The sequence below is a fragment of the Streptomyces sp. NPDC052101 genome (assembly GCF_040680235.1).
Lineage (GTDB): Bacteria > Actinomycetota > Actinomycetes > Streptomycetales > Streptomycetaceae > Streptomyces.
Window position 1 is genome coordinate 1 of sequence record NZ_JBFAWH010000062.1, and the last position, 21,369, is coordinate 21,369.

Genomic DNA, 21,369 nt, shown 5'->3' on the forward strand with positions numbered 1-21,369 from the left:
TGGCCTGTGGGTGGTGGTGGGGGGGGGGGGGGGTTTGGTGGGGGGGGGGGGGGGGGGCCGCCCCACGCGGCCCGGGGGCGGCCGCGGGGCCCCCCCCCCCCCCACCGCCAGGACCAGGCACACCGCGACCAGTGCGCCGATCACCATGCCGGGTACAGAGATCACGAACTCGCTCCCTTCGCGGTCTCCGCGGCCGCGCGTTCACGCGCGGTGGGCAGAGTGCGCGGCTCCGGTTCCAGGCGGGCCATACGGCGCAGCCACAGCAGCGACACGACGAACAGGGCGCCCAGGACGAGCAGGCCCAACTGCCCCAGCGGGGTGGCGAACGGTGCCGAATACGAGGGGCTGGCCAGGATCACCGTCACCACGGCCAGCGCGAACAGGGAAACCCGGCGCGCCTCGCTGCGGGCCTTGCGCCGCTCGGCCTCGATGTCGTGCAGATCCGAGGCCTGCCGGCTGACCAGAGCGGCCTGTGCGGAAAATGCCGCAGCAAGTCCCGGCCCGCGGCTGGCGGTGTGGTCCCGGAAGAGGCGCACGATGTCGTCCCCGACCCGGCTTCCCAGATCGTCTCCGAGCATCAGGTAGGCCCAGCGCGTCGGCATGCCCGAGGACAGACGCGACGCCAGCATCCCGGTCTCATACCGCAGCGCCGACGGCACGGTGTCCAGTGTCTTGAGGATCTCTTCCAGGGGCTTGCCGCCGGCGCGGACACTGGCCATCTGGTGCAGCCATTCCGCGATCGCCTCCAGCCGGGCGACCTCGGCCTGTTCCGAGCCGCCCGGGTACAGCACGAACGGGAGCCCGGCCAGGGCCAGTGCGGCGAGCAGGCCGTGCACCGGCCAGCCGGTCAGTGCCCACACCAGCACTCCGAGGATCGCGGAACCGGCCAGGATGAACCGGTAGTTGGTGCGCCAGCCTTCCGGAAGCTCGGCCACGGCCCGCCGTCCCCGGGCCGCCAGTTGCGACAGCGGGTTCGAGGCAGAGGCGGCTGGTTGCCAGCCGCGCAGCACGGCCACCAGCGCGACCAGGCACAGTGCGACCAGCGCACCGCACAGCGCGCCGAGCCCTGACAGATATGAGGAACTCATCAGGTAGCCGCTCCCCTGCGCCCGATGAGCTTCAGGGCCGGCCAGTCGCCTCGGCCCTTGTACTGGGCCAGCCACCGGCGGTCGAAGCCGTGCTCTTCCAGGAGCTGCATGTGCCGCTGGCTCACAGGTGTACCTGTGGGCACCGCACGCTTCTCCAGCACCTGTCCGTCTTCGTTCTCGTAGGGGCCGAAGATCTTCGACAGGGCGACACCGCCGCCGTCTCCGCGGCCTGCGGTCTCCCATACGTGCGTTACGTGCCGGTGCACCTGGCCGCCCAGGTGCGTCTCGTCGACCTTGTCGACGTACACGATCAGGTCGACCGCCGCGGCGATCAGCCGGATGGCCGCGTCCCCGGACAGGCCCGCCCGAGCGAGCGGCACCATCAGCCGCTCGACGACCGTTTCCGGGATCTTCGAGTGGACCGTGCACATGCCGCCGACGCCCGCGCCGACCATGGCCTCGAGCATCGCCACGGCCTCCTCGCCGCGGACCTCGCCCACCATCACCCGCGTCGCCTTGTACCGCAGCGAGATCTTCACCAGGTCGCTGAGCGTGATCTCACCGATCGCCCGGCCGGAGGCATCCCGCTCGCCGTTGCCCTCACGGGCCTGGAAGCTCAGCACGTGCGCCGGCGTGTCCGGGCCGTCCAGGTTCAGCTCGCGGTCGCTCTCCAGCGTCGCCACCCGCTCATGAGCGGGAATCTCCCGCCCCAAGGCGCGCATCAGGGTGGTCTTGCCGGTCGCCATGTTCCCGGCGATCAGGACCGTCAGCCCTGCCTTCACCGCGCACGACAGGAACGAGGCCAGCACATTGTCGACCATGCCCCGCTGATGCAGGTCCGCGAGCGTGGCCCGCTCCAGGGTGTGCCGGCGGATCGCGATCGTCACCCGCTGCGTGAGCACCGTGGCCGCCACACGGGACCCGTCCGGCAACTCGAAGTCGACCGCGCCCGTGGTGTACGACAGCAGCCGCTCGCCGTGCCCGGAAGACGACGCCATCTGGTTGACCCACTCGATGGCCTGCTGCCGGCTGGAGAACGGGGAGCGCACCCACTCCTGTGGCCGCCCATGGGAGTCGATGCACATCCACTCCCCGTCGATCAGCACGTCCTCGACCTCGGGCCGGTCCAGGACCTGCTGCATCTCGCCGGCCAGGTGGATCAGGTTGAACACCTGGGTCCGCACCTGGTCCAAGTCGCTGTCCGACAGCGGATTATGGGAGAGCACCCACTCGTGCGTTGCCCACTCGGCGACACGGTTGCGCACACACGAGCGTGTCACCTCGGCCAGGTCCCGCTCGTGAAGCTCCTGGCCGCCGCGCCTGCGCTCCTTCTTGACGGTATCGACGTCGTCAGCGACACGCTGACGCAGCTTGATGATCTCCTCCCACGGCGCCGGCACCGCACCGGGCAGCTCTGCGACGCCCGCGGTGCTCGCCGGCCCCGCTTCCGCCGCGGCCGCCGGTGCGGGAATCGTCGGCGGCACCGGGCCGGTGCCCGCGGGCCCGTGCGCGGCGGGCGGTTGGACGGTCGGCGGCTGGGCGCTGCGGTTGGCGGCGTGCTGCGCCAGCAGACCGCCCAGCATCGTGCCGTTGACCTGTCCATTTGCTTTCGCGTCAGCCACGGGGGACCCCCTGCTGGATCTGCTGCATGATCCGCGCGACCGCCGGGGAGGCGGCATGCACACGCATCTGCCGGTGCAACTGACGCCGGTCCGCATGCTGACGCAGCGGAACCATGATGTCCTTGGCGGCCCGCATGAGCCGTGACCTCGACACCCCGCGCGGCATCCGGCCGCCGCGCCGAAGGTAGGAGGCAGCGGCCTCGTCCCACGGCAACTGGCCCAGCACCGGGACCTCCAGCCCGCGCTCGACCTCCGTGGAGTGGTACTCGTCACCGACCAGCAGCAGGCCCAGCGCCCGTGACCCCGATGAGTGGGCCTCCAGCTCGGCCTGCAACGCCCGCACCATCGGGTAGGCCAGGCTCTGCGCTTCCTCGGTGGTGCGGACCACCAGCAGCACCAGGTCGGCCTGGTGCAGCACCGCTGCCGGCGTCAGTACGGGATGGAGGCGACCGCCTTCGAGGACCATCCGGCCGCCGTCCACGATCACGTCCCACTTCAGCTGCTGATCGGTCAGCTGCAGCACGTTCACCAGCGTCGGCCACAGCGTCGTCAGTGACGCGGCCTGCCGTGGGTCGGTCAGTCCCGGCAGCGCCACGCGGAACTGGCTGTCGTCCATCGGCCACAGGTGGTGCGAGACCTGAGGGGTGAGGTCCTGGTCGGGGCTGGTGCGCTGCAGTTCGGCCTGCGGCAGTCTGTGCACCCCGATGTGACCGGTCAAAGGCTCCTGGCCCCGTCGGATGTCCTTCAACAGCCGGTGCCTCAGGCTGCCCCCGGCCATGTCCAGCTCGGCCAGGAGCACGGGCCGGGTGCTCTGCAGCGCCATCGCGCACGCCGACGTCGTCACCCCGTCCGACTTCGCGGACACCAACGCGATCATCGCCATGGTCACTTCCCCCCGCGCGGCTCGCGGACCAGCGCCACTTGGTTGGCGGCAGCGAGCGTCGCCAGCCGTGCGCCGTCCGCAGGGTCGACAGCGACGTTCACGACCATCGCGCCCGAGGCGTCCGGAGTGGACAGCGACTTCACCGTCACCTCGATGACCTGGCTGTCCGAGCTCTGGCCGCCCTTCGACGAGGACGTCGACGAGGAGGTGCTGTTGCCCGCGCCCTGCGCGGGCAACAGCACTGCGGCGGCCTTGTCGCCGGGCTGCAGTTCGCCGCGAGGCGCGAAGCCGCGCTTGACCTCGATGCCGACGAGCTCCTTGGTGTCGCCCAGGCCTCCGCCGGCCGTCAGCTGCGAACGGGTGAGCAGTCCGCCGCGGCGCAGGTCCACGGCCGCAATCTGCCCCACCACGGAGTTGCGTTCGGCGACGGGCACGGGGGAGAGGCCGGGGTCTTCGGCGACGGAGACCGTGACCAAGTCCTGGTCGGTGATCTTCTGCCCGGCCTGGACGTCGCGGGCGATCCCCAGCACGCTGACACGGTCACCGGCCCGCGCAACGAGCACAGCTCCGGCCAGTGATCCGAGGAGCGCGGCGAGCACGAGCACCGCGGCCAGTGACCACTTGCGCTTGGACCGGGCCTTGGTGCCGGTGCTCGGGGCCAGGTCAGGCTGCCGGGTTGGAGTCCCGTTCGGCGCGAACGATGTCGTGTCCATAATCCTGTGGTTCCTTGCGGGAAAGGGGAGGGGAGCCAGGCTGGTGGCGGGTTAGGAGTTGACGGCCTGGGACTGGACGATGGTCAGCTGGACACCGGACTGGCGGACCGCGGTGAGCGTCCCGTTCTCCCCGCCGCCGTTCACCTGCCAGTTGACAGTCCACGTCGAGGTGGCCGTGACCGGGTACGTGCCGCCTTGCTGCTGGTCCGAGGGCTGCGTGTAGACGTGGCTGCAGTCCGGCGACGTCTTCAGCCCGAACGACTTCTGGTAAACCGTTCCGGGGCCGGTGCACGTGACCGAGGAGCCGTCACCCATGTCCCACACGACCTTCGACACCTTCGCCGTCGCGGTCACCATGACTCCGCCGGCCGAGGCGCTCGCACTGTTCGGGCCCCACGTGGTCTGCGACGTGTCGGCAGCCATCCACACCGGCATCCCCACCAGTCCCTTGCCGCCAGGCTTCGGGTTGATGTCGATGTGCGGGCCGAGCAGCGTCATCTTGTCCAGGGCCTCCTGCGCGAGCTGGGCAGGGTCGACCTTGACCGGAGGGGCAGCGGACCAGAACGTCTGCGGAGGACCCATGAAGCCCACGATTCCGGCGGCAACCTGCGCCACAGGACAGACCCGAGTGTAGACAGCGCCGTCACCCGGGTTGTGCCCCTCCCACAGAGGGCTTCCGGCAGGCGGCTGCGGGTCATCCTTCGTCACGACGCAGGGGCCTGGCACGGAGAGCTGCTTGCTGCTCTTCTGCGGGGACGACGGCTTGCTGTCGCTGGAACCGGCAGATCCGCCGACCTTGGCACCTACGCAGATCTGAACGAGCGCACAGGAGCCCACGCTGGTCGACGGCTTCGGATCAGGATCGGCTGTCGCAGCACCGGCAGTGACACTCGCGCTCAGCACGAGCAGGGCGCCGACGGTCCCAGCGACGCGTTTCAGCATGCCCGGTCTTCCGGGTTCACCTGCAACATGACCCACTGCTTCCCCCACCTCTCCGCGCTCACGATGCTCACGTACTTGGTGCGACGGTTCGTGGGCAGAGCCACCACGCTCTTCGTCTTGGCGTCGAGGACCTTCCACGGTGAAACGTCGACGCAGTCGGTGATCTGCGCAGAGGGAACCTTCTTCTGCAGATCGAGGCTGGTGACCTTCGGGTCAATGTGCGGCTTGCCCTCGGTGACCTGGCCGGCCTTCTTGAGGTTCAGCAGGTCGCTTTTCACCAACCCGAGTGCGTTGCCGTTGGCGTACTTCTTGAGATCGGTCCCGTCCATGCTCGCCTTCGAGTAGGCGATTACCTCTTCATCCCAGTAGTGCTTGTATGCGCTGATGACGTCCTGCTTGGCGGCCGACTCCGGGTCCGCGGATGCGGAAGCCGTATTCGATGCGGGGCTGGATGCCGATGCGGAAGGGGAGGCCTTCCGCGCACCGCCGTTGTTGTTGGACGATCCGCACGCGGCCAACGTCAGCGCCGCCCCCAATGCAAGCGTCAAACGGATAAGTCGACTTCGCCGATTTCGGGTGCGAAGTACACCCGTTGCCGGTCGTGCTTTACGCGTCATGCCCTCTCCCCGTGCGACGTCGTTGGTGTGGCGGCGGCCTGCGGTTCGGTGCGCTGGGTGATCGCGTGGTTGCGCGTTGACCAGCACTGCTAGGTGCCGTGCACATGCACACGGTAAGCACTTTTTCCTCATCGGCCCAGCCCGATATGCCAGTTCGCGGGATCGTGATGGTGTAAATCGCACATCACGGGATACAACGCGCGATATTTAGGCGGCTGTTCCCGCCCTGTGTGTCAGTTCTTCACGTCGCCCGCATAGGTGACGCGGTGTCCTTCGCTGTTGCCGATCTCGATCGTGACCGGGCCGGGTACGGCTTTGGCCGGCAGAGTGAAGTGGGCGGTGACGGTTGCCGTGCGCTGCGGGGCGATGAACGCGCCGCTGAGCCCGGTGTATTCCTTGACTGTGTCGGCCTCGGTGAGGTCCTTGCCGTAGTAGACGTGGACGCTGGCTTCCAGCGGGGTCTGGGAGAGCGGGCTGACTTCTCCGGCCGGGTTGAAGAAGGTCAGGTCGATCTCGCAGGTGCGTTGCCCGGAGGCGTCGGTGCCGGTCACCTTCACGGGGGAGACGCGCAGGTAGGTGGTCTCGTCGCCGGCGTGCCAGTCACCGAATGCGAGCGTCTTCTTGTCCGCGCCGACCGGGCGGATACCGGGAGCAGCCGGTGAGGCCGCGGGCGCGCCGGGGACCGTGCCTTCGAGGTAGCGGGTGTTCTGGCCGTCGGTGTAGGTCAGAGTGAGCGGCTGGCCCTTGGCGGCCTGGGGGAGGGCATAGCCGAGGCGCGTGGTGTAGGTGCCGCCGGGTGGTACGCGGATGGGGTCGGGGTCGGTGGTGAGAGTGTCGAGCGGCAGTCCGTCGACGCCGGTGTCGGTGTACGTGGCTGCGGTGCGTCCGTCGGGGCCGTAGCGAGCAGTCAAGTTCAGGTCGGCGGGCACCTGTTGGACCTGGTCGCTGGTGTTGGTGAAGGTGAACGCGCTCGCGGCCGCGATCCAGTCACTGGGCAGGCCCTTCGCCTTCGAAGTGGCCTGTACGGTCTTCAGCGGGCCAGTTGCGATGGCCCAGGTCTCGTCGTCAGTGTGCGGGAGCTTATCGCCAAGCCGGATCATCCCCTTCGGCAGCGCGTCCGCCTGCGCATGCTGTGCGCTGGCACTGGGCCGGGCTGTACGGGACGGCTGGCCCGAGCCCACGCTGCCCCCGGAGTGACCGCAGCCGGTGAGCAGGACGGTGGCCGCGAGGACGGCTGCGGCAGCGGCGTGCTGGCGAAGAAGCATGGTCAACTCCCGTACGTCGTCATGTGGTCGCGCTCATGCTGACAGTGACCGCGGTCAGCACCGAAGAGATCCGGAAAGACGAGGAGGTCATCGAGCCGGCCGCGACCGCCGGTCTGTGCGTGCCAGCCCTCCAGGACGTGCTGGAGAACGAGGCGGGCGAGGTGCCGGTACTCGTCGGGGCGCTGTTCTCGAGCGCTGAGCCAGCCGAGGTGGCGGGTGTGCGCCTGCAGGGCGATGAGTTCGGTGACGAGCGGGGAATCCAGCTGCGGAAGACCGTCGACGACCTCCGAGCACGCATGCGGTGCCGTATATGGCCTTTCGTACGTGGGCGTGGTGCTGGTGGCGGGACGGCGTCGCCTCAGTATGCCGAGCAGCATCGAGAATCCCTTCGTCACAGGGGCAGGCGCGTACGGAGCGGAGGAGACGGGGACGGTCATGCGGACACCGCCGTGGCGGGCAGGAGGACGGTGGTGGGGGTGTCCGGGCCGAGGAGGGGTGTGACGACATCGGCGAACGGGCCGTGGCGGGTGAGGAGTTCCAGGCTGGTGATGCCGGCCCGCAACTGGGCGGCGGCGCGCTGGAGGCGGGGGTCGGCGGCGGCGAGGGCACGCAGGTCCAGGGCACGGGTGGCCAGGGTGTGCGACGGGGCGCCGGTGAGGACGAGCAGGAGCCGGGGGAAGGCGCGGTAGCGCTCACGCCAGGCCTCCTGCACCAGCCCGCCTGCGTGGTGGCGGGTGCCGGGGGCGGGCTGGGGGATGTAGGTGGCGTAGCGGGCGTAGGCGTGGAGCTTGGCGGCCAGACGGGCCACATTCATGGTGGAGCGGTCGACCTCGATGAAGAAGTCGAGCAGCATCCGCTCCCCGCTGTCGGTGGTGTGGGTGTAGTGGAGGACGGCGTCGGGGGTGAGCCAGACCTCATCTGCGGAGCGGGTGTTGCCGTCACGGACGCGGTGGGCGACCTCCATGTCCCAGGACAGGGGTTCGCATTCGTCGCCGCTTCGCTGGCGGGCGTGTTCGACGAATGCCAGGGCGGTGTCATTGATGGCGAGGGTGTGTTCTTGCAGGGTGCTCGCGGCGGCCTGGTCGGTGATCCGGTAGGCGCGGGCAGGGAGTTCACGGCCGGCTTCGATGGTGTCGGCGCCGAGCGGGGTGATGTACCACAGCAGTTCGCCGGCGCGGTTGTGGCGGCGGCTGGTGGCGTCGGCGAGAGCGTGGGCCTGGAGCTGCAGCAGTTGCCGGCGCACGTACCGGCTGGTTGCGGCGTTGGGGCGCAGCAGCCGGGTGAGCTGCTCGGCGGTCAGCAGCCGGTGCTGGTAGAGGACGGGCAGCAGCTCCTGGGCGAGGCGGGGCAGGCCGCTCGGCCGGGTCAGGGCGGGTGTGGACATGCGGTTCAGCCTTTCTGCGTCGGGAGTGCAGGGTGAGGGAGGCGGTGGACGACGTCGCCGGAGCCTGCGGGGCGAGGCGTGCCGCCGGAGGTGCGGCCGTTGAGGTGGGCGAGGATCGCGTCGTCCAGGCCGTCGAGGCCCTTGAGGATGTCGCCGACCGGGCGCCGCTGGACGTTGGCGTCGATCGCCTTGTCGAGCGCCTCGAGGCCCTCGGCGTTGCGGTAGTCGGCGAAGACATCGGAAATGGCGACGCCCTCGACCCGGAACGGGGCGGTGCGCTTGCCGCGCAGCTGGACGGACTGGACGTAGCAGAAGCAGTCCATCTGCTGGATGGTCGCCGGGTCGATGCCGGGCATGCGCTTGGCGACGAAGGCGGCCTCGTCCGCGTCCGCGCCGGTCGCCGACAGCCAGCTCTGGTTCTGCATCAGGGCCTGGCGGGTGATGTCCGACAGCCGCATGGCCATCTGCGTCATCCCCATGAACCGCAGCTCGTACTTCCGCAGCTGTTCGAGGATCTTGGCGATGTAACCGTGTGAAGCACCGTCGACCGAGGTCAGCTCGTCCACCCAGGCCCACATGGTGGGCAGCTGGCCGGCAGGCAGCGAGGCGCGGGCCATACCCTCGCGGAACAGATCGAACAACAGCAGCGCACAGATCAGCTCGTCGCTCTCGCCGGTACCGGACGGACACAGCCCCACAACCGCGGAGGTGGCCAAGGCCCGGCGCAGGTCGTAACCGGAGCGAGGGGAGCCCAGAAACGCCCGCAGCGAGCGGGAACTGCTGAAGCGGTAGAGCACGTTGGTGACCGCGTTCATCGCTGCAGGCTCGACCTTGGCGAACGACCTCTCCCAGTAACGGCCGGTGGACTGCGGCAGGTGGGCGAGCACGGCTTTGCGCCAGTCCTCGTCCTCGAGCAGGGAGCCGATCTGGAACACGGTCGGCTGGAGTTCGGGGTGGCCGTCCTGGATCAGCAGGTGGGACAGCTCGGCCAGGGTGCGCACAGCGTTCGACAGGATCGTGCGTGCCCGTGTGGCGCGTTCACCCCAGCTGTGCGCCGAGGAGATCGCCCCGACCACGGCACCGACGATCTCCTGGACCTCGTCCAGGCGCCGGCCCTCCATGGACAGCGGGTTCCAGCAGGTCATCAGGTCCTCGTCCCGGGCCCGGGACAGGTCGACCTCCCAGATCCGGTCCGCGAGCGCGGGATGCGCCAGATACGGCTTGATCCGCAGCCAGGCCGTGCGGTGCGGGTCGAACAGCAGCGCGCCGTCCCCGGCATAAGCCCTTGCCGCGTACTGGATCAACGCCTGCTCGGTCTTGCCGAACCCGGACTTGCCCAGGGACGCCCCGAACAGCACGTCCTCCGCGTACGCCCCCGCCAGCCGGCGCCGGCCGTCCGCTCCGGTCACGTAGCCGAGCGGCAGGACGTCCTTCTGCCCCGTCCAGGTGGGTAGGCCGGCCGGGGCAGGCGGGACCACACCGCCGGTGCGCGTGATGTTCTGCGCGGTGCAGTGCCGGGTGGGAGGCTTCAGCAGGACGGCCACTTCCTGCCAGGTCACCCACTGCTGGCGCCGGGCCGGGGCGAAGTCCCCTCGCGCAAAGCGCCGGTCGAAGTCGCGGCGGCGCCACCACACATCCGAGTACGGCCGCCACCCGCCCACGCGCGGCCCGACGGGAACGAGCCGGTTCTGCCCACGCAACGCCTGCAGAGCGGCCATCACCTGATGCAGCCGTGCCCGCGCCCGTGCCGGATGCCGCGCCGTACACCGCACCAGCACCTGCAGCGCGAACACCTGCGCCCCGGGAGCGAACTTGCCGACCCCGTCCGCGAGATCGCTCTGCCGCGGCACCCGCGCCCCCGCAGCCCTGCCTGCCCGCTTGCCGCCCGGACCGCTGAGCACATCCCACACCTGGGAGACCAGGCTGCCGCCGCTCCCGCCGACCGCCAACTGCTCCCCGAACGCCGTCGGGCCCCGGCGCGACGCCCGCCTCAGCAGACGCCGGCGCCGCCGCGCCACCGCCGACCCCGGCACGGGGAGCAGGTCGACAACGAGTTCCGCCTCCTCCCCGTCCTCGGTGCGCACCTCGGCGAACGCCGCCGCCACCTGCTCCAGTGGATCCGGATCCAGCACCGGCTTGCCCAACGGCCAGTGATCCGCCCGCGCCAGCACCAGCTCCGCCCGCGCCACGTACAGGCTCTGCGAGACACCAGGCACCGGGGCGGCCTCAGAGGCGGCCGCCTGGGGCTGCTTGGACAGAACGACCGTGCTCACCAGCCACCCGCCTGCGGAGACACGCCCTCGAACCGCACCTGCGTCGACGTCCTCCGGGCGGCGTCGGCGGGGCGCACCTCCACTTGCCGGTAGCCCGGCATCCGCAGCACGCCCGCCGCCCGCTGAGGGCCCTCCCACCCGTAGTGCAACTGGCTCTCCGGCCCGGCCCAGACACGGATCCGCACCGCGCCCGCCCGCCTCGGCACACCCCCGGCGGCCGCCCGCGCCCCGTCCAACCGCGCCGCAGCCTGCCCGATGTCCCCCATCTGCGGATCGAACGTCACCGCCGGAACCAGCTCGAACCGGGCCCGGCGCCCCAGCTCCCTCACGGCTCGGCGCCGCCACCAGGCCGCCGACGCGGTCCAGATGATCAGCACCGACCCGGCTGCCACGACCAGCCAGCCGACGTGCTCCACAACGGCGCCGATCACGACCACAAGGCCGTGTACCACTCCCGGCGCCTGCGGTACCACATCACCCACCACGAGCCTCTCCCTCCGCAGGAGGGTGGCCCTTCGCCACCCTCACCCACAGAAGGGGAGGCGCCACGGTGCAGATGTGACAGCCGAACCGAGAAATTTCCGAGACCCGGTCAGACAGCACCGTCCGTCATGCAGCGACTTGGCATTTGCACACGACAAAGGGGCTGCCCCGATGGGGCAGCCCCTTGCATGTTCGTTTCAGACAGTCCCGGTGACCAGCCCGGCGACGAGCGCGGTGAAGGCATTTGTGTCTACGACCAGGCGCGGGCCTGTATGCATCTTGGAGTCCCGCACTGCCATCCGGCCCAGTGGTGCGTGCGCGACTTCGACGCAGGCGCCTTGCTCGGAGCTGTACGAGCTCTTCCACCAGGCCAAGGTGCTGGCGTCGTGCGCAGTCTGGGCAGGATGGGTCATGATTATTTCTCCTCTGCGGCTAGAGATCTCACGAGCGCCGCGGACTCCTCGGGGTCGAGCGCACCCGCCCGGAGGCGGTCGAACGTGTCGGCAAGGAGGCGGACTTGTTTGTCCTTCTCCAGGAAGGCGTTCCCGCCGGGTGAATCGACGTAGCCGATCCGTGGGTCGGCGGGGCCGAATTCCAGCAAGCTGAACGAACCACGCAGGCCGGGGTGCACGTCCTTGGGGCGGTAGACCTGAACTGTGACGTTCGTGCGCGCGGTCGACTCGGCGAGGGCGACAAGCTGGGCCCGCATGACGTCGGCGCCGCCCAGTGGCCGGTGCAACACCGACTCGTCGATCACGGCCCAGAGTTCGAGGGGGTCCTTCTCCTGCGTGAGGCGGGTTTGGCGCTGCAGGCGTGCCTTGACAAGCCGGTCAACCTCGTCGGAGGAGAGGCGAGGCAGCGAGGAGACGACCGCTCGCGCGTAGTCCGCAGTCTGTAGAAGGCCGGGCACGAAACCGAGTTCCCAGCATTGCAGGGCGCGGGCGTCGTACTCCAGCCCGACGTAAACCCCCAGGCCGCTCGGCAGGACCTCTTCGTACTCGGCCTGTTCCCACCAGCCGACTTCCGCGGCGGTCTTGTGCAGGGTGAGGATCGCGGTTCGTTCGTCTTCGTCGGTGACGCGGTACAGATCGAGAAGGCTGCGGATCTCCATTTGCTTGGCCAGGCCCTGGCCGCGCTCCAGACGAGAGATCTTCGAAGTGGAGCACTCCAGGTGGTTGGCTGCCGCGAGCTGGTCGAGGCCTGCGCGCTCGCGCAGTCGTCGCAGCTCGCTGCCCAGGCGCCGCCGTCGCACGGTGGGTCCGTTCGGATCGCTCACCCCTCGCCCTCCCCGCCTGCGTTGTCGTCGTGGGTTTGCCCGGTGCAAGTGTGCCTCATCGCGTGTACGGCCGTCAGTCACGCCCCATCACCCCTTCTTGGAGGTCCCACGTCAGGGGACGATTTCTCTGCTGGGCTTGCTTCATGGGATTGCATGGAGGACTCTAATTGGGCTTGCACTACGCGATGTAACACTGCGATGTCACAGGGTTGATCGAAAGGGGCGGATCTTTGTCCACGAACCGGCCTGCGGCCGTCGACCTGCACGCGTGCGCCTTCGATCCGTTGCCGATGACGTCGGCCATGACCGCACAGCCCGCATCCGGCCTTCAGGCCGGTGCTCCTGCCGTCGTCTGGGGAGACCTGCCCGCATCGCCTCGTCGCGGTACCGCTGGGGACAGCGCAAGCGTGGTTCTCTACACGTGTGCGTTCGACTCGCGGATAGCGAACCGTGCGCTGGCGGTCCTTCACGACTTTGCCGCCCAGCGGGGCTGGACCGTCGTGCATGAACTGTTCGACCTGGCCCCGCTCGACACCGCTCGTCAGCGCCGGACCGGCTGGCGCACCGTCGAACAGGAGTTGCTCGGCGGCGCCGCGGCGGGAGTCGTCGCCTCCGCCGAGCATGAGATCGCCTGGTACCCCGGGGACCGCGTCGCGTTACGTGTCTGGCTGCTGGGCATCCCGGCGTTCGCCGTGTACCCGCAGGCCGGATCCTGCCTGCGCACACCGGACACGGCAGGAGCCGTCGCGCTGCCTTCCGGTGCTGGTGCGCCCCTCGATCGCCAGCTGTCCCGCTCGTATCCACTCAACTCGGCCAGCCTGCGCCAGGTGAGGACGGACGCCATCACCCGTCTCACTGTCCTGGGCTGGCCCGGGAACATCATGGCGGCGGTCCGCGTCCTGGCGATTCTCGCGAACAACGCCGTCGTCCACGCCACGCCCGCCAGTGCGGCGTATGCGCAGATGACCGTGCTCTTGGCGGTCATGGAGGACGACGAACTGCGCATCGACGTTCAGGACCCGTTTCCCGAGTTCCGTGACAGTGAGGCGGCGCTCAACGGCGAGAAGGGGCGCGGCCTGTTGGCGGCGCGCCTGCTCGGGGCGGAGGTGTCCTGGAGCCTGGCCGAGGACGGGCGCAGCAAGACGGTTCGAGCCCGCATGGTGCCGGGAGAGGTGCCCGCATGATCAACCCTCTCGGTCTCGCCGACGTTGCTCTTGTGCACTCCGTGCGCCCCGTACAACGCCCGGCCTCCACAGCGCGTTTGCCGGAAGAGGAGAACCGGCGCGCTGATCTGTGCGGGAGGGCGTCATGAGGCTTCAGCCGGTTCCGGCAGATGAGCTCGACGAGCCGTGGTTGAGGTGGAGAACCGGGGAGCCCCGGTTCCGTCCGACCCCCGATGGCAGGCTGACCGCCTTACGGCGCAGCGTTTTCGAGGACGCCGTCGCCGCCGTCAAACCTGGCCGGCCCATCAAGGTGACCACCTACGTTTTCGCGGACCGAGGAGTTGACGCCGACGGCGTGCACGCCCTTCTAGCGGAGCATGCGCGCGACCGTGGGTGGGTGGTCCATCGGGAGCGGTTCACCGATGGACGGACGGGCTGCCCGGCCTCCGCCCGTCCTCAGTTCTACCTCGCGGTCCGCCGCGCTGGGTCGGGTTTCGTCGACGGTGTCCTCGCGATGGGGCGCGACGCGATGCCTAGCACTGATGAGGCGTACGAGGCGTACCTGCACTGGCTGCACTGCCACCACGCCTTCATCGCTTTCCTCCAGCCGATCATAGGGAGAACCCAGTGGCGCCAGAACTCCGGCATCGTCACCAGCGACCACGGAGCCCGGCGCTCATGACCTCATCGAAGCCGCCGCGGCGGACCCGGACCACCGAAGCGGTCACGCTGGTGGTCACCGAGGTGCTGCCGCGCGAGCCCGACTCCGTGCCGAAGGCCCGTCGGCTCGTGAGGGAGGCCCTGGAGGCGTGGGAGCTGACGCAGCTCAGGGACGCAGCCGAGCTGATCATCTCCGAACTGAGCGCCAACGCCGTTCAGCACACTCGGTACCCGGCGTTCCGTGTGAAGGTGCAGCGCGGCCACGACGGCCGCGTACGGCTGGCCGTGATCGACAAGAGCACCACTGAGCCCGTGCTACGCCCCATGGACGACGAGGCCGAAGAAGGCCGGGGTCTGGCCCTGGTTGCCGCAGTCGCCCAGGAGTGGGGGACCGACCCATTGGGGTGGGGCAAGCGCGTTTGGGCCAACCTGGAGGTACTGGAGCCCTCTGAGCAGCACCAGCCGCAGTGGCTGCCCGATGAGGTGCGCATATGGCACACCCACCGTGCCCAGGCCCTCTATCTCCTGGCCCTCCTGGCCGTGATGGGCGCGCTCGTGATCCTCATCGTGCACGGTCACCATCCCGCCCAGACGGGAGGGGACATCCGGTGAGCACCCATACGGTGATGGACGCGCCGGCCCTCCCGGGGCCGCGCTCTGCTCCCGCTCAGGAGCTGACGGCCGCAGCCATGGGGCCCATGCCCTACAACTGGCTGGAGCCCACCGGGCGCCGGAACCAGGTCCTGACGGCATGGGGCCGCAGGCAGTTGGCCGAAGTCCCCGTGGGTCTGTCCTTCGACGTCGTGCTCGTGCCCGGCGCCCTGGCCCGCGACGTCCTCGACCGTGCGCGAGCGGAGGGAATCCAGCCCGGCCCGGTCATCCTCGGACCTTCCGGCGCCGAGGTCATCATCCGTTGGGGCTCCGCACCCGGCTGGTGTGCGCCGGACTCCCTGCTCCTGCGGCGCGGCGCCTTGCTTCTCCTGCCGCCTCCAACCGTCCGTGCACCAAAGACGATGGCAGCCCGCGGCTGGCTCATGCCGTCGGCCCAACGGGAGGCGAGCGCTCCGCCAGGCGACGGATTGCCCTGCGGAGATGACCTCCTCCGGCCGTACCTCGCGGCGGTCCAGGCCGCTGCGGAAGCTGCCCGCCTCGCGGACCCAGGGAGCCCCCGTGCTGGTCGCATGGACCGTTGACGAGTGCTGGCGCTGCGATACCCCCGGCGTGCCCGTGACGTGGGTGGGCCCGGTCCAGTGGGACGGAGAGAGCGCCCCGTTCCGGCTGTGCGAGCCATGCCTGACCGCGATTGAGCGCAAGGCCCAGGCTCATTTCGCGCGCCGTACGTTCCAAGACTCCGGCGCCCTGGCCTCCCTGTGCCATCACGAACCGCCCACCGACCCCGTCATCTTGATGAGGAGCCTGATGGAATCGCCTTCGCGTGTTCAGTGCGTGTCGATCGTTGTTACCGGCCTCGGTATCCGGGCGCACGCCGATGGCCGGACCGGCCGGGAGGCGTGGCGGATCATGCGCCGTCGCCACCCGCGCCTCACCTGGGCCGTCACCATCGCCTACGCGCTGGTGATTGGAGGCCTCGCCGTCACGGTGGTGGCCCGCCTGGTGACCTGACCCGCCGAGACACCCGCCCGGCCTAAGTGGCTCAGGAACGTCGGCTGGCGGGGCGTGTTGGTGAGCCGCAGCCGCTGGGGCTCTCTTCCCTCGTTCGTGATTCCTACGGAGGTTCCGTTGCCCCTTCGATCACTCTTCCGGCCATGGGCAGGCTTGGCCGTGGAGGTACGGCCGGCCGGTCAGCGAGACGAGTGGGAAGCCTCCTGGTTCCGCGATCGGCTGTCCGACCCCACCCTCATTGACGCCGGAATCGTGGTCGTCGTGGACGGTGCGGGGTACCTGGCGGTGCCGGTCGGCGGACAGCGGCGCGGCGGGTACGTCTCCGCCAGCGACCGAGGGACAGCCCGTTGCCTGCGCGACGCGCTCGCCGGGCGCCCCGGCTATCCGAATGTGCGCGTGCGCTGGTCCGCGTGCCCGAGCGACTGTCACACCGTTGCCTGGGGCGAGGCTGCGCCGGACAACGACGACGACCAGGCCGTGGGCGAGTTCTACGGATACAGCCCGTCGGCGATCGCTCGCTTCGGGGAGGAGTCGGCAGCGGCTCTCCGTACGAACTGACTCATCCCGTTCCCAGGACTCACCGGACATCCACGGGGGACGGCCATGAACACCGCTTCCGGGCCGCTCGCCGATGACGGGCCGGCCATCGGGGAGCGGGCAGGACCCCGACGCCGACGCGCGAGAAGGCCGGCGCCGGGTGCAGGACCCGGAAGACGACGTGTCCTCCGGGCGGATCCGACTACCAGCGAAGGGAGGGGAGGTACATGTCCAAGGCACAGGAAGCCGCGCAGTCGACCGTGGTCGTCGCCGACGGCACCGATGTCGAGGACCTGGTGGACACCTCGGCCGTTGTGCGGTCCGAGGACGTCGAACAGGAGGAGTGCTACACCTTCTGATCCGGGCTCGAAGGGCGTCCGGCCACGGTGGTGGCCGGACGCCCGCCTCATCTGCGCGTCCCCCCATTCTGGAGATCACGTGATCCACGTCTTCACCGGGCCCACGCTGAGCCCGGACGAACCAGCCCTGAAAGACCCGGACTTACGGCTACGGCCACCGATCCGACACGGCGACCTGTTCGATCCACAGATCATGGTCGGCGACACGGTCGTCATCATCGACGGCGTCTACCACCATGCGCCGGCCGTCCGGCACAAGGAGATCATCTGGACCCTCGGCCGGGGCGTCCGAGTCATCGGCGCTGCCAGCATCGGCGCGCTACGGGCAGCCGAACTGGCCGACTGCGGCATGATCGGCATCGGCTCGGTCTGGCACGACTACACGACCGGTCTTCTCGACGGCGACGACGAGGTGGCCGTCGCCCAGGTGGCGGGCGGTGCCCCGCGCGCCTGCACCTGGCCGTTGGTCAGGGTGCGCCAGGTCCTCAGCCACGCCCTCCGCAAGAGCGTCGTCGACGCCGCCCAGGCCGACCGGCTGCTCGGCGCGCTCGCCGAGGTGTACTACGCGCACCGGTCGCTGGATGCGGTCATGCAGGTCAGCCGACGCGAGAAGCTGCCCGGTTTCGCTGACTGGCTGACGCGCCAGCTGGCGGTCGACGTGCACTTCGGTGACGTGAAGCGGCAGGACGCCCTGGACGCTCTCGACCTGGCGTGCAAGATGGCCAAGACCCCGGCCGAACCGGTGGCGGGCCTGACATGGTCGACACGCTGCTTCCGGCAGTGGGCCAACTCCTTCGCTGTGCTCGACACAGAGCACGGCCGGCTCCGCACGCTGGAGCGGGTGACCTTCCAGCAGATCTTCGACCCGCGGTTCAAGCAGGTGTGGTGGGAGTACCTCATGAGCCTCGGCACGACCGACCTGCCCTGGACCGTCGCCTGCGCAGTGATCAACCCCCGCATGGACCTGTCCGACGAACAGACCGCGGCCCGGCTGCTGATCCGAGAGACGCCGGCCGACCGCACCGACGTCGCCCGGTACTCGGCCGTCAACGAACAGGTCCGCGAGGCGAACCGCGGCTTCTTCCCGGAGGCGATCAAGGAGAGCGTGGTGCGCGACATGCTGGCCGCAGTGTGGGGCACGGGCCCGGACGGGCTGGAAAAGGAGGCGTGGGTGCGGGGCCTGCACGGCGCCCGTGAAGCCGTCGACGCGGCGCGGCCGTTCGTCCTCGGCTTTCTCAAGGATCAGGAGACGGCCCGCCGATGACCTCGATCACCCTGACTGGCACCGTCCGCGCCCGCACCCCCGAGGAAACCTGGGACGCGCTGAAGCCGCACATCGCCCGGCTCGGCATCAGCCGTGTCGCCCGGCTCACCGGCCTGGACCACTTGGGCATCCCTGTGTGGACAGCAGTACGGCCCGCCGCCCACACGCTCGTCACCTCCCAGGGCAAGGGCGCCACCGACACGCTCGCCAAGATCTCCGCAGTCCTGGAATCCGCCGAACTCTGGCATGCCGAGCAGCCGTTGAAGGCGGATATCCGCGCGACGCACCGCGACCTGGACCTGCCATACCCGATGCACGCGCTGCCGGTGAAGATCGACCACCACTCGCTCGAAGACGTCCCACTGGACTGGGTCACCGGCCACGGACTGGTCACCGGAGAACCGGTACTCATCCCCGCCGACGTCGTACGACGCAGGGTCCACCCCATCGCGGCGGAACCGGAAGTCTTCCACGTCACCAGCAACGGACTGGCCTGCGGCAACACACTGCCCGAGGCCACGCTGCACGCCCTTTTGGAGACAGTCGAGCGCGACGTGCTGCACGACGACTACGTCAGCGGCAGCCGGTTCAGGACGCTCGTCGAACCGGCCACCGTGACCGACCCGTACTGCCGTGACCTGGTCGGACGATTCCTCGATGCCGGGATGTGGCTGGAGATCGCGTGGGTCGACAACGCCTACGGCGTGCCGGTGTGTGCCGCCTACATCTGGTCGGAGGACTATCCGGTCACCTTCGCCGGGTCCGGCTGCCACTTCGCCCCGCAGATCGCGCTGTCCCGCGCGCTCACCGAGGCCGCCCAGTCCCGGCTGACGTGTATCGCCGGCACCCGTGACGATCTCGACATCCACGAGAACGCCTTCGCCGCCGACCCCGAGCGTCCCGCACCGGCGGACCTCCCAGTCGGCAACTGGAACAACCTGATCCACCACCTGGAGCCGGACGACGACCTAGGCCTGAACCTGGCCGCCATCGCCGCCGGGGTTGCCGCCACCGTCGGGCACGAGCCGATCGCCTTCCCGCTGCATAACTCGCCCGCCTACGCGGCCGTCAAGGTCGTCAGCCCTGGTCTGGAGATGCGCATCATCCGTTCCATCCCGCGTCCTGGGAGCCGCCGTGGATAGCCCGGACTTCACCGAGCGGGAGCAGCGGCTCGCCGCCGTGTACGACAAACTGCACGCAGCCCGCGAGACCGCCACCATCGTCAGCGACCTGTACGCCCAGGCCATGGGCGACACCTACCCGCACGAGATCAACGCGGCCGGCGCGGTCGACTGGCCACTGATCGCAACGATCGTCAGCGCCCTGCGCCTGGAACCCGAACACCAGCTCGTCGACCTCGGATGCGGCACGGGCGGCATCGGCCTATGGCTGGCCCGCGCCCTCGCCACGCACGTCACCGGCGTCGACATATCCGCCACCGCCGTGCGCATCGCCACCGGCCGCGCCCGGGAATTCGTCCCCGCCGCGCGCGCCAGATTCACGGTGGGCACGCTGCGCGCGACCGGGCTACCGGACCGGCACGCCAATGGCCTGGTGTGCGTGGATGCGCTGGGCTTCGAACTCGACCGGACGGCCGCGCTGCGCGAGATCTACCGCATCCTGCGGCCCGGTGCCCGGGCCGTCGTCACGTCCGGCCGCCGACGTACGAACCCGGTCCTGCCACCGTGGCCGGAGCAGGCCGCCTACGCCGGGCTGATCTGCGAGGCGGAAGAGGAACGCCCCCACGAGCCGCTGCTGTGGCAGCGCCTCTACTGGCTGTGGATCGAGCACGAGACCGACCTGCGCAAGCAACTCGGCGACGAGCCGACCGACAGCATGCTCATCGAGGCCCGCACGCGCGGCGCCACGCTCGATGACCGCTGCTCTCTCGCCGTTACATTGAGGCGCCCCGAGGAGTAAACCTCCCCGTGACCGGGGCGCAGTGCCCGCTCCACGGGCCGACCTGCAAGGAGATCCATCGCATGTCCCGTCGTGTCGCCGTCTACGGAGCCGGCTCCTGGGGAACCGCCTTCTCCCTCGTCCTCGCCGACGCCGGATGCGAGGTCACACTCTGGGGCCGCCGCCCCGCCCTGACGGAAACGATCAACGAGACCCGCAGCAATCCCGACTACCTGCCGGAGGTGGAACTGCCGGCGAACGTGACGGCCACATCCGACCCGGCCGAAGCCGCGCGCGGCGCTGACATCGTCGTCCTCGCGGTCTCCGCTCAGAGCGCCCGCCCGCTGCTGGAAGCCTGGCAGGCCCTCTGGGAGCCGCGCACCGTGTTCGTGTCGCTGATGAAGGGCATCGAACTGGGCACCAGCAGGACGATGAGCGAGGTCATCGCCGAGACGACGGGCGCAGGGTCCGAGCGGATCGCCGTGGTGTCCGGGCCCAATCTCGCCGGGGAGATCGTCGCCCGGAATCCCGCCGCGAGCGTCGCCGCCTGCACCGACGAGGACACAGCCGCGCTCGTCCAGGCCACCTGCCACACCCCGTACTTCCGGCCCTACACGAACACCGACGTGATCGGCTGCGAACTCGGCGGCGCCATTAAAAACGTCGTCGCACTGGCCGTCGGCGTCACCGACGGCATGGGCCTCGGCGACAACACCAAGGCAGCACTGATGACCCGCGGACTCGCCGAGGCGACCCGGCTCGGCGTCTCAATGGGCGCTGACCCGCTCACCCTCGCCGGGCTGGCCGGCATGGGCGACCTGGTCGCCACCTGCTCGTCAACGCTGTCACGGAACCACACCTTCGGCGCTCACCTCGGCCGAGGACTGAGTGTCCAGGAAGCTCAGGCGCAGACCAAACAAACCGCCGAAGGTGTCGCTTCCTGCAAGGCGATCAGCGACCTCGGCCAGCGCTACGGGGTCGAGCTACCCATCACCGAGACCGTGGTCGACATCATCTACAACCGCCGAAGCCCACAGCACGCCCTCCGCACCCTGATGGAACGCACCACAAAACCGGAAACCTGCAAAACCTGTCACTGAGCGGGGCGGGGAAGCCGCGCGCTCACGTGAGGTGGGCATCGTGGAATTCCTCGCCTGCTGCTCGGATACAACCAGCCCGCCGTGGTCTACTGCTTCCACGAGATGGATGATTCTCCGTCAGCCCGGGTCTGTACGCTCACCGGTGTAATTGATGATCATGGAAGAGACATCAAGTGACTGACACCGTGACCGAGTCCGTGACCGTCGATGACCAGGCG

General features: G+C 69.5%; 24 protein-coding genes. 11 read left to right on the forward strand and 13 right to left on the reverse strand.

Annotated features, from left to right (window positions below):
* Positions 1-161: 161 nt before the first annotated feature.
* The 13 genes from AB0L75_RS42085 to AB0L75_RS42145 all read right to left on the reverse strand — a co-directional run bounded on the left by AB0L75_RS42085 (position 162) and on the right by AB0L75_RS42145 (position 12,546).
* Positions 162-1,088 (reverse strand): hypothetical protein, encoded by a 927-nt coding sequence (locus AB0L75_RS42085; protein ID WP_365191576.1) that lies wholly within the window; start codon positions 1,086-1,088, stop codon positions 162-164.
* On the reverse strand, positions 1,088-2,710 hold the full coding sequence (locus tag AB0L75_RS42090; RefSeq protein ID WP_365191577.1) for a CpaF/VirB11 family protein: 1,623 nt from the start codon (positions 2,708-2,710) through the stop codon (positions 1,088-1,090). The genes AB0L75_RS42085 and AB0L75_RS42090 overlap by 1 nt, the downstream gene beginning before the upstream one ends.
* Positions 2,703-3,593, reverse strand: a complete 891-nt coding sequence (locus AB0L75_RS42095; RefSeq protein ID WP_365191578.1) for a hypothetical protein — start codon at positions 3,591-3,593, stop codon at positions 2,703-2,705. Before AB0L75_RS42095 ends, AB0L75_RS42090 begins: the two co-directional genes overlap by 8 nt.
* A gap of 2 nt (positions 3,594-3,595) precedes the next feature.
* The gene (locus AB0L75_RS42100; protein ID WP_365191579.1) at positions 3,596-4,306 is read right to left on the reverse strand and encodes an SAF domain-containing protein; all 711 of its coding nucleotides are present in this window, start codon (positions 4,304-4,306) and stop codon (positions 3,596-3,598) included.
* A gap of 51 nt (positions 4,307-4,357) precedes the next feature.
* Entirely contained in the window at positions 4,358-4,888 is a 531-nt protein-coding gene (locus tag AB0L75_RS42105; RefSeq protein WP_365191580.1) for an ATP/GTP-binding protein, read from the reverse strand.
* Positions 4,889-5,241: 353 nt separating this feature from the next.
* Positions 5,242-5,796, reverse strand: coding sequence for a hypothetical protein (locus AB0L75_RS42110; protein ID WP_365191581.1), 555 nt, complete (start codon positions 5,794-5,796; stop codon positions 5,242-5,244).
* 302 nt (positions 5,797-6,098) lie between these two features.
* On the reverse strand, positions 6,099-7,130 hold the full coding sequence (locus tag AB0L75_RS42115; RefSeq protein ID WP_365191582.1) for a hypothetical protein: 1,032 nt from the start codon (positions 7,128-7,130) through the stop codon (positions 6,099-6,101).
* Positions 7,131-7,132: 2 nt separating this feature from the next.
* On the reverse strand, positions 7,133-7,567 hold the full coding sequence (locus tag AB0L75_RS42120; RefSeq protein ID WP_365191583.1) for a hypothetical protein: 435 nt from the start codon (positions 7,565-7,567) through the stop codon (positions 7,133-7,135).
* Positions 7,564-8,514 carry a replication-relaxation family protein gene (locus AB0L75_RS42125; protein WP_365191584.1) on the reverse strand — a complete coding sequence of 317 codons (951 nt, stop codon included), beginning with the start codon at positions 8,512-8,514 and terminating at the stop codon, positions 7,564-7,566. Before AB0L75_RS42125 ends, AB0L75_RS42120 begins: the two co-directional genes overlap by 4 nt.
* 5 nt (positions 8,515-8,519) lie before the next feature.
* Positions 8,520-10,787: an ATP/GTP-binding protein gene (locus AB0L75_RS42130; RefSeq protein WP_365191585.1), complete on the reverse strand. Its 2,268-nt coding sequence runs from the start codon at positions 10,785-10,787 to the stop codon at positions 8,520-8,522.
* A complete protein-coding gene (locus AB0L75_RS42135) occupies positions 10,784-11,269 on the reverse strand; it encodes a hypothetical protein (RefSeq protein ID WP_365191586.1) in 486 nt (161 codons plus the stop codon). The genes AB0L75_RS42130 and AB0L75_RS42135 overlap by 4 nt, the downstream gene beginning before the upstream one ends.
* Before the next feature lie 198 nt (positions 11,270-11,467).
* Positions 11,468-11,683: a DUF397 domain-containing protein gene (locus tag AB0L75_RS42140; protein WP_365191587.1), complete on the reverse strand. Its 216-nt coding sequence runs from the start codon at positions 11,681-11,683 to the stop codon at positions 11,468-11,470.
* Positions 11,684-11,685: 2 nt separating this feature from the next.
* A complete protein-coding gene (locus AB0L75_RS42145; RefSeq protein WP_365191588.1) occupies positions 11,686-12,546 on the reverse strand; it encodes a helix-turn-helix transcriptional regulator in 861 nt (286 codons plus the stop codon).
* A gap of 209 nt (positions 12,547-12,755) precedes the next feature.
* Here AB0L75_RS42145 and AB0L75_RS42150 point away from each other — a divergent pair, with 209 nt between their 5' ends.
* The 11 genes from AB0L75_RS42150 to AB0L75_RS42200 all read left to right on the forward strand — a co-directional run bounded on the left by AB0L75_RS42150 (position 12,756) and on the right by AB0L75_RS42200 (position 21,151).
* Entirely contained in the window at positions 12,756-13,730 is a 975-nt protein-coding gene (locus AB0L75_RS42150) for a hypothetical protein (RefSeq protein ID WP_365191589.1), read from the forward strand.
* Between the two features lie 124 nt (positions 13,731-13,854).
* On the forward strand, positions 13,855-14,391 hold the full coding sequence (locus tag AB0L75_RS42155) for a hypothetical protein (protein WP_365191590.1): 537 nt from the start codon (positions 13,855-13,857) through the stop codon (positions 14,389-14,391).
* Entirely contained in the window at positions 14,388-14,981 is a 594-nt protein-coding gene (locus tag AB0L75_RS42160; RefSeq protein WP_365191591.1) for an ATP-binding protein, read from the forward strand. Before AB0L75_RS42155 ends, AB0L75_RS42160 begins: the two co-directional genes overlap by 4 nt.
* Positions 14,978-15,562 (forward strand): hypothetical protein, encoded by a 585-nt coding sequence (locus AB0L75_RS42165; protein WP_365191592.1) that lies wholly within the window; start codon positions 14,978-14,980, stop codon positions 15,560-15,562. Before AB0L75_RS42160 ends, AB0L75_RS42165 begins: the two co-directional genes overlap by 4 nt.
* Positions 15,540-15,992, forward strand: coding sequence for a hypothetical protein (locus AB0L75_RS42170; protein WP_365191593.1), 453 nt, complete (start codon positions 15,540-15,542; stop codon positions 15,990-15,992). Before AB0L75_RS42165 ends, AB0L75_RS42170 begins: the two co-directional genes overlap by 23 nt.
* A gap of 159 nt (positions 15,993-16,151) precedes the next feature.
* Entirely contained in the window at positions 16,152-16,550 is a 399-nt protein-coding gene (locus tag AB0L75_RS42175) for a DUF6302 family protein (RefSeq protein ID WP_365191594.1), read from the forward strand.
* Between the two features lie 206 nt (positions 16,551-16,756).
* Positions 16,757-16,888, forward strand: coding sequence for a hypothetical protein (locus tag AB0L75_RS42180; RefSeq protein ID WP_365191595.1), 132 nt, complete (start codon positions 16,757-16,759; stop codon positions 16,886-16,888).
* 79 nt (positions 16,889-16,967) lie between these two features.
* Complete coding sequence (locus AB0L75_RS42185; protein WP_365191596.1) at positions 16,968-18,152, forward strand: TfuA-like protein; 1,185 nt, start codon at positions 16,968-16,970, stop codon at positions 18,150-18,152.
* Positions 18,149-19,294: a YcaO-like family protein gene (locus AB0L75_RS42190; RefSeq protein WP_365191597.1), complete on the forward strand. Its 1,146-nt coding sequence runs from the start codon at positions 18,149-18,151 to the stop codon at positions 19,292-19,294. The genes AB0L75_RS42185 and AB0L75_RS42190 overlap by 4 nt, the downstream gene beginning before the upstream one ends.
* A complete protein-coding gene (locus tag AB0L75_RS42195) occupies positions 19,287-20,072 on the forward strand; it encodes a class I SAM-dependent methyltransferase (RefSeq protein WP_365191598.1) in 786 nt (261 codons plus the stop codon). The genes AB0L75_RS42190 and AB0L75_RS42195 overlap by 8 nt, the downstream gene beginning before the upstream one ends.
* 62 nt (positions 20,073-20,134) lie before the next feature.
* The gene (locus AB0L75_RS42200) at positions 20,135-21,151 is read left to right on the forward strand and encodes an NAD(P)H-dependent glycerol-3-phosphate dehydrogenase (RefSeq protein WP_365191599.1); all 1,017 of its coding nucleotides are present in this window, start codon (positions 20,135-20,137) and stop codon (positions 21,149-21,151) included.
* The last annotated feature ends 218 nt before the right edge of the window (positions 21,152-21,369 follow it).

What these genes read in the sequence shown, in the direction of transcription:
- AB0L75_RS42085 (WP_365191576.1), bottom strand. Translation starts at nt 1,088, where the DNA reads ATGAGTTCCTCATATCTGTCAGGGCTCGGCGCGCTGTGCGGTGCGCTG.
- AB0L75_RS42095 (WP_365191578.1), bottom strand. Translation starts at nt 3,593, where the DNA reads ATGGCGATGATCGCGTTGGTGTCCGCGAAGTCGGACGGGGTGACGACG.
- AB0L75_RS42100 (WP_365191579.1), bottom strand. Translation starts at nt 4,306, where the DNA reads ATGGACACGACATCGTTCGCGCCGAACGGGACTCCAACCCGGCAGCCT.
- AB0L75_RS42105 (WP_365191580.1), bottom strand. Translation starts at nt 4,888, where the DNA reads ATGGGTCCTCCGCAGACGTTCTGGTCCGCTGCCCCTCCGGTCAAGGTC.
- AB0L75_RS42115 (WP_365191582.1), bottom strand. Translation starts at nt 7,130, where the DNA reads ATGCTTCTTCGCCAGCACGCCGCTGCCGCAGCCGTCCTCGCGGCCACC.
- AB0L75_RS42120 (WP_365191583.1), bottom strand. Translation starts at nt 7,567, where the DNA reads ATGACCGTCCCCGTCTCCTCCGCTCCGTACGCGCCTGCCCCTGTGACG.
- AB0L75_RS42125 (WP_365191584.1), bottom strand. Translation starts at nt 8,514, where the DNA reads ATGTCCACACCCGCCCTGACCCGGCCGAGCGGCCTGCCCCGCCTCGCC.
- AB0L75_RS42140 (WP_365191587.1), bottom strand. Translation starts at nt 11,683, where the DNA reads ATGACCCATCCTGCCCAGACTGCGCACGACGCCAGCACCTTGGCCTGG.
- AB0L75_RS42155 (WP_365191590.1), top strand. Translation starts at nt 13,855, where the DNA reads ATGAGGCTTCAGCCGGTTCCGGCAGATGAGCTCGACGAGCCGTGGTTG.
- AB0L75_RS42160 (WP_365191591.1), top strand. Translation starts at nt 14,388, where the DNA reads ATGACCTCATCGAAGCCGCCGCGGCGGACCCGGACCACCGAAGCGGTC.
- AB0L75_RS42180 (WP_365191595.1), top strand. Translation starts at nt 16,757, where the DNA reads ATGTCCAAGGCACAGGAAGCCGCGCAGTCGACCGTGGTCGTCGCCGAC.
- AB0L75_RS42190 (WP_365191597.1), top strand. Translation starts at nt 18,149, where the DNA reads ATGACCTCGATCACCCTGACTGGCACCGTCCGCGCCCGCACCCCCGAG.
- AB0L75_RS42200 (WP_365191599.1), top strand. Translation starts at nt 20,135, where the DNA reads ATGTCCCGTCGTGTCGCCGTCTACGGAGCCGGCTCCTGGGGAACCGCC.